The 12,157-nt window shown below is 60.0% G+C and carries 8 protein-coding genes and 1 pseudogene; 4 read left to right on the top strand and 5 right to left on the bottom strand.

The window, feature by feature from the left end; translation table 11 throughout:
- The 3 genes and pseudogenes from HNQ95_RS33490 to HNQ95_RS32720 all read right to left on the bottom strand — a co-directional run.
- A pseudogene (locus HNQ95_RS33490) lies at positions 1–414 on the bottom strand (hypothetical protein); the annotation flags it as partial.
- 61 nt (positions 415–475) lie between these two features.
- Entirely contained in the window at positions 476–2,617 is a 2,142-nt protein-coding gene (locus HNQ95_RS32725) for a ParB/RepB/Spo0J family partition protein (RefSeq protein ID WP_182576186.1), read from the bottom strand.
- Between the two features lie 160 nt (positions 2,618–2,777).
- Positions 2,778–3,971, bottom strand: coding sequence for a DUF932 domain-containing protein (locus HNQ95_RS32720; protein ID WP_182576187.1), 1,194 nt, complete (start codon positions 3,969–3,971; stop codon positions 2,778–2,780).
- A 472-nt stretch (positions 3,972–4,443) separates the two neighbouring features.
- On the opposite strand from HNQ95_RS32720, the gene bhcA reads away from it, so the two are divergent.
- Genes bhcA through bhcD form a run of 4 tightly spaced genes read left to right on the top strand, consistent with a single transcriptional unit; the run spans position 4,444 to position 8,776 of the window.
- Complete coding sequence (gene bhcA / locus HNQ95_RS32715; protein ID WP_182576188.1) at positions 4,444–5,634, top strand: L-aspartate--glyoxylate aminotransferase BhcA; 1,191 nt, start codon at positions 4,444–4,446, stop codon at positions 5,632–5,634.
- A 13-nt stretch (positions 5,635–5,647) separates the two neighbouring features.
- Positions 5,648–6,595 (top strand): beta-hydroxyaspartate dehydratase BhcB, encoded by a 948-nt coding sequence (gene bhcB / locus HNQ95_RS32710; RefSeq protein ID WP_182576189.1) that lies wholly within the window; start codon positions 5,648–5,650, stop codon positions 6,593–6,595.
- A 10-nt stretch (positions 6,596–6,605) separates the two neighbouring features.
- Complete coding sequence (gene bhcC, locus HNQ95_RS32705) at positions 6,606–7,769, top strand: 3-hydroxy-D-aspartate aldolase BhcC (RefSeq protein ID WP_182576190.1); 1,164 nt, start codon at positions 6,606–6,608, stop codon at positions 7,767–7,769.
- 41 nt (positions 7,770–7,810) lie between these two features.
- The gene (gene bhcD / locus HNQ95_RS32700; protein ID WP_182576191.1) at positions 7,811–8,776 is read left to right on the top strand and encodes an iminosuccinate reductase BhcD; all 966 of its coding nucleotides are present in this window, start codon (positions 7,811–7,813) and stop codon (positions 8,774–8,776) included.
- Between the two features lie 554 nt (positions 8,777–9,330).
- Here bhcD and HNQ95_RS32695 read toward each other — a convergent pair.
- Together HNQ95_RS32695 and HNQ95_RS32690 are read right to left on the bottom strand one after the other, a co-directional pair.
- Positions 9,331–9,963 carry a sarcosine oxidase subunit gamma gene (locus HNQ95_RS32695; protein ID WP_182576192.1) on the bottom strand — a complete coding sequence of 211 codons (633 nt, stop codon included), beginning with the start codon at positions 9,961–9,963 and terminating at the stop codon, positions 9,331–9,333.
- The coding region (locus tag HNQ95_RS32690; protein ID WP_182576193.1) for a glycine cleavage T C-terminal barrel domain-containing protein at positions 9,956–12,157 on the bottom strand (2,202 nt) is incomplete at its 5' end. The genes HNQ95_RS32690 and HNQ95_RS32695, both read right to left, overlap by 8 nt.

Raw genomic sequence — 12,157 nt, 5'->3', positions numbered from 1 at the left:
GAGGGTTCGCCCGACAGGCCGCGTCATGGCAAGGAGGCGGCGTGCGGACTCTGTCGATCCCCGCGGTGCTGGTACATGATCGCCGATCCATTTGCTCGGGTCAGGAGATGGCATGGACAGGAATGATCTTGCCTCCTCGGCAACGTCCCTGAAGTCGATGAGGTGAAGACTTTCGCGGATGACGTCGAGCAGGTCACCGTGCTCGCCGGTCGCGGCATCCGTCCACTTTCCCGCAGCTCCGTTTCCTGATCCCGGTCCCTTCAGACGGACGAACATGGAGCGGCCAGGCGCATTTCGGACGTCGCCTACAAGCCAATAGCGACCTTGACGATGTCCATTTGACAGATAAGTCCGGCACACTGCCTCAACGCGAATTGCAAGGCGAGTAGCGAGATCGCGTGGCGTCTCAACCATGATAGACCTCAAAAGATTTGGCCCGCCGTCGCCGGCGGGCCAGAAATTGGGCTGGGTTGCTTCATTCGGCCGCGATGGGAGGATCCTCCTCGGTCCCAGTGTGATGGCTACCGCCATCTTCGCCCATAGCCGTTAGGTCACCGTCTGCCGCAATTTCTTCGACGTCGGTCGCGCCGAGGAGTTGCAGCGGTTCGGGGAGCCATCCCCCATCCGCAAGAAGGCGCTCTGCTTCCTTCGCCATGTCGCCCTTCTTCAGATGCTGGATGAGCCACGCGGCACGCTCGCCCGCACCTTCGCGAACAGCTGCAAGGATGCGGGTCTTTGTGACCCGGCCAAGATAGTTGTCGACGGTCGGCCTCCAGTTGGCGTCGGTCACCATGTTGAAACCGGTCGCACGCGCCAGGCGGTCCGCGCCAGCGAGACGGCTACCAAGGCTATGCGGGGTCGGGCCGGAACCGCCATAAGGGCTTGGGCGCTCATGGATCGCGTTGACACCATAGCTGACGCAATGGGCTAGCAGGGCCATCCGGGTAGAGTCATCGCGTGCGGCGATCCAGTCCCAGAGTGCGCCTTCGTCTGAGGGCAGGTCGGACTTCCATGCGTCGTGACGCTCGCTGATCGCTTTGGCGGACGATGTGTCCTTGAGATCTGTGCCCTGTGCCGCGAAACAGGCTTGGCGTACCGAGACTTCCAGGCATCCCGTTGGAGCCGCAAAATGATAGCGCTCCATAACCATGCGATGCAGCAAGGCTGTCATTGCGACATGGGGATTTTCGGCAAGCGCGTTCTGCAGCGCGAGCGTGCGGTGGGCGGTGAGTTCGCCGACCAGGCGTTCGGGAAGGGGCCTAATGCCGCCGTCGTCCTCATCCTCCTGGTCGGCCGGTTGGCCGCCGATGGAGATGACGGTGCGCTGAACGCCGTCCCGATCGACGGCTTGCCAGGTATCGTCCTCGATGCCGCCAGCCTCACAGCCTGTGCTATCGGCTACGATCGGTGCCTCGTCCTCGGACCTGACGTATCCACGGTCGACCACAAGCTCGCCTTCGCGACTGATGCTGATAAAGACACCAGCGCGCGAGATCTCGGCGGGATCGAACTTCACGGGCCTGTCTTCGAAGGCCAAGAGTGCTGTTTCGATCTCAGCAAGCCGCTGGTCGACGGCCTCGGGCAGCTCGTCAGCATCGCTGTACTCGGCTTCGAGCTCGTCATGTTCGTTGCGCAGTGCTTTCCAGTTCGCGCTCTGTTTTTCGTTGAGTGCCTCAGTCAAACCGGCCAGTTTGCGGAGGGCGTTGGCATGGCCATAAGGCAGCTCGACGGACGCCGAGATCCACTTCCAGCCCTCGCTTGCGAACTCATCTGCCAAGCCTTGCAGCTTCTCATCGACGAGGCGGTCAAGGAGGGGGACATCCTCCAGCCAACCGCTGGTGTCGTCACAGAAGAGATCACGCAGGACAATGCCGCCGGCGGCTTTGTAGGCGTCGATGCCGATGAAGCGAGCACGCTTATCGGTAGTTGGGACCGTCGTCTCGGTCAGCATGCGACGGATCTGCCATGGCTCTCTCTGCCAAGAACCGCAGATGCGCTCCCAGACCTGCTCCTGTCGCCCATGATCGGGATTGACGGTGAATGCCTCGAGCATTGCGAGCGTCATTTCCTGGCGCACATACGCGTCAAGTAGGGTCGGCGCCACCGTTGCGAGACGCAGACGCTGGGTGATGTAGCGCGGCGTGGTGCGATAGGCGTCGGCGATTTCTTCTTTCGACATTCCATTTTCCAGCATGCGCTTGAATCCCTTGAATTGGTCGAGGGGATGCAGGGCGAGACGCACAGTGTTTTCCGCAAGCGAGTCATCGACGGCGGATGTCTTCGCGTTGGCCTTCTTGACGAGGCACGGGACGGGACCGTCGGCTGGAAAGCGGCCGGCTTCCACCAGTCGCGCAATGGCCCTGTAGCGGCGCCCACCCGCCGGCGTCTCGAAATCGCCGGTCTCGTTGCCGTCGGCGTCCACAATGGCGCGGACATTGAGACCCTGCACGATGTCCTCGCGTCGGTCGATGTCATGGGTGAGTTCGTCGAGACCTTCTTCGACGTTGACCTCACGCACATTGCTCTCCGACAGGAATATCCGGTTGAACGGAATGTCGCGCGACTGCGAAAAGACGATCAACGCGACGGCGGGCTTCTTCTTGGCAGCTTTGGTCATGGTCGTTCTCCATGACGGACCCCGAGAGCTCTCTCTCGGATCTGAAATCCGTCACGAAGCGAAGCGCCGCCCTCTTCCTCTGGAGGGCAGCACCACACAGCCAGCGAGCCGGTAAGACACCAAGGGGAAGTCCGGATGGGCTCCCGGAATGCAGTAACGATCAGGCGGCTCGATCGAGTAGCTTCTTGGCCTTCGCCTCCATATCGAGGCGGCCATCCTGATGGGGTTTGTCTCGCGCGACGGCCGTGATGCCCTGCACGAAATCGAAAATGCTTTCGGGCGGGCGGCCTTCCTCGATCAGCACGGTGTCTATGATTTTAGCAGTCTCGGCCCTGGAGAAGCCGCGCCGGCGCAGGAACTCAGAGCGGTCGTCGTCGCTACGCGCGACGATCCGTTCACGCGATGCCTTGATGCCGTTGATGAAGGGTACCGGCGAGGAGTTAGCGAAATTGAGAAGTGCGGGCGCTGCCTCATGTGCAAATCGGGAGGCGGCGTATTTTGAGTGTCTGATGGTGATTTCCTCAAAATCTTCGACGCCCCAGAGGTTTCGGTTCTGGCACACAGCGCGGAGATAGAAGCTCGCAATTCCCAGCGTCTTGGCACCGACTTCTGAATTCCAGCAGTAGAAGCCGCGGAAATAGAGATCGGGCGAGCCATCCGGAAGCTTGCCTGCCTCAATCGGATTGAGATCGTCGACAAGGAATATGAAGACATCTCGGTCCGAGGCATAAAGCGTTGTTGTGTCTTTGGTGATGTCGACACCGGGATTATAGATGCCAGTTGACCAGTCGAGCACGCCCGGAACCTTCCATCGGGTGTCCCCGGTGCCGTTGCCGGCGATGCGCTGGACAGCCTCGACGAGCTCGTGGTCGTAGATGCGGCCGTAGTCCGGGCCGGTGACGGCACGCAATTCCACGCGCCCGTCGCCCGTCTCAAGCGTCTTCACTTGCTCTGCACGATGCGTTGCGAAACCGTACTGCAGGTTTATGCCGGCCAGCGAAGCGGGGAGTTGGCGCAGATAGGCCGCGGGCGCTCCGACGAGGCTTGCGAGTTGTCCGAAACTCCAATGCGTCGGGGTGATGGGCAATTCCGCACCGGGGAGGACAAGCCTCAGCCGTTCCGGATCGCTCCGGCTCGCCTCGACCTGGATGCGCTCACTTTCGACGGTCCGGGTGCGGCTGCTTTCGGATCGCGCACGAACAGTATGAGCCAGATCGTTCAGAGATAGAAAGCGCTCGTCGTCGGGCCGCGAGAACCATTCCGACGAGACACGGCCGACGCGCTCGCCGCGCGTGACATCCACTTTGAAGCCACCATTGAGCTGGCGACTGGCATCGAGAACTTGCGTGTTCATGGCAGAAACCTCCCTGACGGCGCCGGAAGCCTCTCCTCCGACCTCAACCCGTCACGGAAAACCCGCCCTTCTCTCACTTTCCTGCGGCACCTCGGCACGTGGCCGATCCAGTCCTAAGGCATTGTGCTTCCCGGCCTGAGAGCCGGGCTCTGCTTCTGAACCGAGGAGCTAAGCACCATCCCGTGAGGCAGGCGTGCGGTCAGACGCCGTTGCCTACTTCGCGGTTACAAGCCGTACGCAACGCCAACCGCGGTCTGCTCTGTTGCCCAAATGTCGGCAATCTCACCGGAAAAAGTCGCCTGTAGAGCAAAAATAATTCACTAAATGAAAGAATTGTTGTGGCGATAAAAAATACTAAGATACTGAAATATATACAGAAAACGCCACAAACTCTAAAAAGAAAAATTTTTTCAAAAAAATTTACGCCGCGCCAACTGAATGATAGCTGTACCTCGACAAGGAGGAGCTGATCATGAGCACCCAAAATCCAATTTTCATTCCCGGTCCGACTAACATTCCCGACTTGCTTCGCAAGGCTGTGGACATGCCTACAATTGACCATCGCAGCCCACTATTCGGCAAGATCCTCCACCCCGCCCTTGAAGGCGTCAAAAAAGTACTGAAAACAGCGACGGCTGAGATATTCGTCTTTCCCTCGACCGGTACCGGCGGCTGGGAGGTCGCTCTAACAAACCTTCTGTCTCCAGGTGACAAGGTCCTTGCGACCCGCAATGGCATGTTCAGCCATCGTTGGATCGACATGTGCCAGCGCCACGGCCTCGATGTGATCGTCGTTCCACAGGAATGGGGTGACGGCATTCCCATCCAGGCATTCGAGGAGATTCTGACCGGAGACAAGAGCCATCAGATTAAAGCTGTTCTTGCAACGCACAATGAAACCGCAACAGGTGTGCGGTCCGACATTGGTTCTCTACGCAAGGCTCTCGATCAGGCTAAGCATCCTGCAATGTTGTTGGTCGATGGCGTAAGCTCCATCGGTTCCATGGATTTTCGTATGGACGATTGGGGCGTGGATGTCGCAGTCACCGGCAGCCAGAAAGGCTTCATGTTACCGCCGGGCCTCGCCATCGTCGGGTTTTCGCCTCGAGCTCTTGAGGAAGTCAAGACGGCAAAACTATCCCGGACTTTCTTCGATGTTCGTGACATGGCCAAGGGCTATGCGAACAGCGGTTACCCTTACACCCCACCGGTAGGATTGCTTAATGGGCTGAAACTTGCCACGGAGATGTTGCTCGAAGAGGGGCTCGACAATGTCTTTGCCCGCCATCATCGCATAGCAGAAGGCATTCGTCAGGCAGTGACCGCTTGGGGATTGCGACTTTGCGCAGTTCGGCCCGAGCTTTACTCGAACACTGTCAGCGCCATCCGCGTGCCCGATGGGATCGATGCGAACAGGATCGTTAGCCATGCCCTTGAAGCATATGGCGTAGCGTTCGGAACCGGGCTCGGTGACGTAGCGGGCAAAGTTTTCCGTATTGGCCATCTGGGTAGCCTTACCGATGTGATGGCCCTGTCGGGCATTGCGACGGCCGAGATGGTTCTGGTTGATGTTGGCCTGCCTATCAGCCTCGGCTCAGGCGTAGCAGCGGCGCAAAACTACTATCGCCGGGGCAATGGCCACGCTCAGAAGATAGCTTCGTGACGAGGACACATCCATGTACATTCCGACATTGGACGACGTGCTGGCGGGGCGCGAGCGGATCGACCCTTACATCCACCGCACGCCGGTCTTGACCTCGCGCATCCTGAATGAACTGACCGGAGCCGAGCTGTTCTTCAAATGCGAGAATCTTCAAAAGGCGGGAGCCTTTAAAGCTCGTGGCGCGGCGAACGCGGTTTTCGGCCTATCGCACGAGCAGGCAAAAAAGGGTGTTGCAACCCATTCCAGCGGCAATCATGGCACTTGTCTCAGCTATGCCGCCGGCCGGCGCGGAATTCCCTGTACGGTTGTCATGCCGCGGACTGCGCCTCAGGCCAAGAAGGACGCCGTCAGGGGGTATGGTGGGCGTGTGGTGGAATGCGAGCCATCAACGTCGAGCCGCGAAAAGGTCTTCGCCGAAGTGGTCGGTGAGACCGGAGCCGAATTCGTCCATCCCTACAATGACCATCGTGTTATCGCTGGCCAGGCGACATGTTCGGCCGAGCTGATCGAGCAGGTTGAAAGCCTGGATGCTCTGGTCGCGCCCATTGGTGGCGGCGGGATGATCTCGGGCACTTGCCTGGCGCTTTCGCATCTGGCGCCGCAAGTGAAAATTTATGCTGCCGAGCCCGAGCAGGCCGACGATGCGTATCGAAGCTTCAGGGCAGGACACATCATTGCGGACGACGCACCAGACACGGTAGCGGATGGTCTAAAAGTGCCGCTGAAAGAGCTCACGTGGCACTTCGTCAGGAACTACGTCACCGATATTCAAACTGCCTCCGAGCAGGAGATCGTTGATGCAATGAAGCTGATCTGGAAGCGTTTGAAGATAGTGATGGAGCCTTCGAGCGCTGTGCCTTTGGCGACAGTCCTGAAAAATCCTGAGGTATTTGCCGGCAAGCGCGTCGGCATCATCATTACCGGCGGCAACGTCGACCTCGAAAAACTTCCTTGGAATTGAGGAGAGAACCATGATCTCAACCGCAATGCTTGCCGGCCTTGAAGTCGGTTACGACGTCCCAGCACTCCCCGGAATGGCCGAGGCTGATATCCAGACACCTTGCCTGATACTGGATCTCGATGCTTTGGAGCGAAACATCAGGAAGATGGGCAACTATGCCAAGGCCCATGGAATGCGTCATCGTGCGCACGGCAAGATGCACAAGTCGGTCGATGTGCTGAAGATGCAGATGGAACTGGGTGGCGCAGTTGGCGTCTGCTGTCAAAAAGTCTCAGAGGCGGAAGTCTTCGCGCGTGCCGGGATCAAGGACATACTGGTCTCCAACCAAGTTCGTGACGTGGCTAAGATTGATCGACTGGCCCGGCTGCCGAAATACGGCGCTCGCGTGATCGTCTGTGTAGATGATCTGACAAACGTGGCCGACCTGTCCGCTGCTGCGGAGAGTCAAAACGCTCTCATCGAGTGTTTCGTGGAAATCGATTGCGGCGCCGGCCGCTGTGGCGTCAAAACAACTGAGGAAGTAATCAGGATCGCCAAGGCGATCGAAATCGCCCCCGGATTGAAGTTTGCAGGCTTGCAAGCGTATCAGGGCGCGATGCAGCACATGGACAGCTATGATCAACGAAAGTCCAAGCTTGACCTCGCCATTGCGCAGGTTGCCGATGCCGTCGCGGGTCTCAAGGCCATTGGCCTTGAGCCTGAGCTAGTTTCGGGTGGCGGCACAGGTTCATACTACTTCGAGTCGAGCTCGGGCGTGTACAATGAGCTGCAGTGCGGCTCCTACGCATTCATGGACGCCGACTACGGCCGCATCCAGGACAAGGATGGCAAGCGTATCGACCAGGGCGAATGGGAGAACGCGTTGTTCATCCTGACCTCAGTCATGAGCCATGCCAAGCCGAATCTGGCAGTCGTCGATGCCGGCCTGAAGGCCCAGTCGGTCGATAGCGGCCTGCCTTTCGTATATGGACGCGACGACGTTAAATACATCAAATGCTCGGATGAGCATGGAGTGATCGACGATCCAAACGGCGTACTCCAGATCAACGAGAAGCTGCGTCTGGTGCCAGGGCATTGCGATCCGACTTGCAACGTCCATGACTGGTATGTCGGCGTCCGTAACGGAAAAGTCGAAACGCTTTGGCCGGTTTCGGCTCGTGGCAAGGCCTACTGAACCCGAAGCCAGCGGTGGCGCCTTCTTCGAAAGGTTTGTTCATGATAATTGTTCCTGAACGTGAAATCAGTGGGCTTGTCTCGGCTACGGACTGCTTTACGGCGGTCGAGCAGGTCTTCGCGGCGATGGCAAGAAAGTCTGCCTACAACTTCCCTGTCATCCGGGAGGCCATTGGTCATGCGGATGCTCTTTATGGATTTAAGTCAGGTTTTGATCGCGAGAGCCTGGCACTCGGCCTGAAGTCAGGCGGTTTCTGGCCAAGAAATTTCGAGAAGGCACTGCCCAACCATCAGTCAACTGTGTTCTTGTTCGACGCTGATACTGGACGTTGTCGCGCCATGGTGGGAGGCAACCTTTTGACAGCGCTACGGACCGCTGCTGCGTCGGCCGTTTCGATCAAATATCTAGCTCGACAGGACGCGAAGGTCCTCGGAATAATTGGTGCGGGGCACCAATCCGTTTTCCAGCTAAGAGCCGCGCTTGAGCAGCGACCGTTTGAAAAGATTGTGGGCTGGAATCGCCATCCCCAGGCACTGAGCCGGCTCGAGGCCGTAGCTGCAGAGAGGAACATCCCATTTGAAGCAGTGAACCTCGATCGGCTCGGAGCGGAGGCGGATGTGATCATTACCATCGCTTCGTCTTTTGCCCCGATCCTAATGGCAAATCAGGTGCGGCCAGGCACTCATCTGGCTTGCATGGGAACCGACACAAGGGGCAAGCAAGAAGTTGAGACTGACCTCGTCGCAGCCGCCACAGTGTTTACGGATGAGACCAAACAGTCGGTAACAATTGGGGAGGCTCAACATGCGGTTGGGAAAGGGTTGCTCGCTGCCGCCGAGATCGTCGAGATCGGCGCGGTCATAAACGGAGACCATCCCGGCCGCATCTCTGCTACGGAAATCACCTTGTTTGACGGGACGGGAGTGGGTCTTCAGGATCTTGCCGTAGCGTCTGCCGTGGTTGACCTAGCGTTAGCGAAAGGCGTGGCCATCAAAGTCGATTTCTAATGCGTCGAGCGTTGACGCGCGCCTGACGGCTAGGTGAGCCAGTTGCGCAAGGCCAGCGCATTTTCGCGTGTGAGCGCGGTCATCGGGCGGCAAGTCTTCGCGCCCCCCCCGGATCTGCGATCCAGAGAAATGCTTAGGTTGTAAAGGTTGACCTACCCCGATCGTCGTCGCAGGCATCGCGATACTGAGTTCTGATGAACAGCCCCTTGCGACCCCTCTGTTCGGCCAAGACATGCTCCACTCGCTATTGCAGTAGAGCGGGCGGCCGCCGTTTGCAGCGCCCGCGTACTGTTCTTTCGACTTCCGGTTGGGAATGGCTCGAAATATCCACCCATCGACCCTTTAGCTGATCGCAAGATCGCTCAGCCGTCGGTGTCGCTTGTCGACGTCGAAGTACCGCCGGCGCCCCGATCGCGGCGAAGCAGCCGGATGGGATTACAGGGAGAAATGGCGAGGTTAGGAGCGTCCCGTTTGGAGCGTGAACCATCGCACCAATAGAAAAAAAGGCCCCGTCCGGTCGGACGGGGCTTTTCTGTTTGTTTGAATGGTGCGGCCTATGCCGCCCGGGCGCTTGCCGCCTCGACGCCATACTCCAGGGACGCGTCCACGATGGTATGCCAAAGGCTGTCGGCGAAGCTGGTGAACACCAGCATGTTGTAAACGGGGTGACCGTCGGCGCCATTTGCATCGCGCCACAGATTCACCGCCGTGTGGTCGACCGAGGTGTTTGCAGCAGCGCCGACCGGAAAGGCCAGGTCGTGCAGATCGAGCGACGAGAACTTGGCGATTGCATCGCGGCCACGCGGGCCTGAAATCCGGATCAGGCAGCGGCCATCCGACTGGTCGGACAAAGATGCTGATCCGGCAAAGACCTGCGCCATGGCCGCAAGCTGCGACGCCTCGTCGGTCCGGGGCGCAATGACCGTGAACTGATCGGGGCCCGACCAGATCAGCGTCGCCGTCTTACCGCTGACAGCCTTGGGCGTAGCCGGCGCCTCGATGCCGAACAGCTTCTTGGCGGCCTTGGCGGCTTCCGCTGCCTTGCCGCGCCTTGCCATGACCTGCACCAGCACGATGTCGCGCACCTCGTTCAGCGTCACGCCGGCTTGTGCACCGGCTGCGCCATGGCGGCCGGGAACAAGCGCCTTCTGCAGCGGCGACTGGGTGTTCCAGAGATAATCAACCACGCTGGCGCGCTCCTTCTGGATCGTAGAAGACTGGATTGCAGATTTCGGCTTCGTAGTCTTCGCTGCGCAACGGGTCGTGGATGCGCACGATTTCGCCGAAACGCTCGCGACCGCGTTCGACCAGACCAAGGCCAATCCACTGTTCCAGCATCGGCGAATAGCAGACCGAGGTGACGTAGCCCTGGTCGGTTTCCGGACCGGGGATCGCTCCCTTGGGAACGACATGCGCACCGGAGCGCAGCCGACGCTTCTGGTCGAGCGGCTTGATGCCGACGACGACCTGACGGTCGGGTGCCGTCAGTGCTTCACGGCCAGCCATGACGCGACCGATGAAGTCCTTCTTCTTCGACATCATCTTGCCGAGGCCGAGATCGTCGGCGGTCGTCGTTCCGTTGAGCTCTGGACCGGCAACGTGGCCCTTTTCGATGCGCATGACGCCAAGTGCTTCGGTGCCATAGGGCGTGACGCCAAGGTCACGGCCGGCAATCATCAGGTTTTGCGCCATGGCAGCGCCATAGCGGGCCGGGACGGAGATTTCGAAGGCGATTTCACCGGAGAACGAGATACGGAACAGGCGAGCGGTGACGCCGCCGCGCAGCTTGACCTCGCGGGCGCCCATGAAGGGGAAGCCTTCGTTGGACATGTCTTCGGACGGATCGACGAGTTCCTGGAGCAGTTTGCGGGTATTGGGTCCGGCGATCGAGAACTGCGCCCATTGATCCGAAGCCGACGACAGCTGAACGTCGAGTTCGGGCCACAGAACCTGGCGGCAGAATTCGAGATGCGCCATGACAGGGCCGGCCTTGGCGGTCGTCGTGGTCAGGAAATAGTGGTCTTCGGCGATACGTGAGGTCGTGCCGTCGTCCATGACGATGCCGTCTTCGCGCAGCATCAGGCCGTAACGCGCCTTGCCCACGGCAAGCGACGAGAAGGCATTGATATAGACGCGGTCGAGGAAGGTGCCGGCGTCTGCACCGCGGACGTCGACCTTGCCGAGGGTGGAGACGTCGCAGAAGCCGACGCCGTGACGCACGGCCAGCACTTCGCGGGTCACCGACTCCAGCCAGTCCTTTTCGCCAGGCTCCGGATACCACTGCGCGCGCTTCCAAAGGCCGGTGTCGACGAAGACCGCGCCCCGGGCAGCAGCCCAGTGATGCGACGGAGTAAGCCGCCAGGCATGGAAGTTCTCGTCACGGTGATGGCCGGCCAGCGCGCCGATTGCCACCGGCGCATAGGGCGGACGGTAGATCGTCGTGCCGGTCTGCGGGATGGTACGGCCGGTGGCTTCGGCCATGATGGCGAGACCGGTGATGTTGGAGGTCTTGCCCTGGTCGGTCGCCATGCCAAGCGTGGTGTAGCGCTTGAGATGCTCGACGCTCTCGAAGCCTTCGCGCTGTGCCAACGTCACGTCTGAGGCGGTGACGTCGTGCTGGAAGTCGACGAAAGCCTTGCCCTTGGCCTTGACGTGCCAGAGCGGTGAGATCGCATAGACCTCGTCACCGGCTTCCGAGGCTTCGCCAGCATTGCCTGATGCACCACATTCGGCAGCAGCTGCGGCACCCGCAGCATGACCATCGCGCAGGCAGGCGCCGAGCGAGAACTCGCCATTGGCGGCACCGGCAGTGGTCATGCCCTTCGGCGAATCCCCGGGAACGAAGGCGGCAATATCGTCGCGCCAGACGGGACGCCCACGATGGAAGCAGGACAGCCCGACATTCGGGTTCCAGCCGCCAGAAACCGCGAGGCAATCGGCATCGATCTGCTGCGTACGCCCATTGTTGTCCGTGACGACGACACCGCGCACGCCATCGACGCCGCCCTTGACGTCCGAGACGCCGCCCGAAAACACGCGCAGGTCGGAGAGCTCGGCCAGCGCCTGGTATTCCGCCGGCACCTTGCCGCGCGGATCGATCACGGCCGATATGTCGCCGCCCGCCTGCTGGATCGCCTCGACCGTGCGCCAGCCGTCGTCATTGTTGGTGAACAGCGCGACCTTGCGGCCCGGCATCGCCGCGAAACGATGGACATAAGTACGCACGGCGGACGCCATCATCACGCCCGGACGGTCATTGCCCGGGAATACGATGGGCCGCTCGATAGCGCCTGCCGTCACCACAGAACGCTTGGCGACGATGCGCCAGACACGCTGGCGGACCTGATACGGACCCGGCACCGGAACATGGTCGTTGACACG

The sequence above is a fragment of the Aminobacter ciceronei genome (genome assembly GCF_014138625.1).
Classification (GTDB): domain Bacteria; phylum Pseudomonadota; class Alphaproteobacteria; order Rhizobiales; family Rhizobiaceae; genus Aminobacter; species Aminobacter ciceronei.
This window is presented reverse-complemented; position numbering and strand designations above follow the sequence as displayed.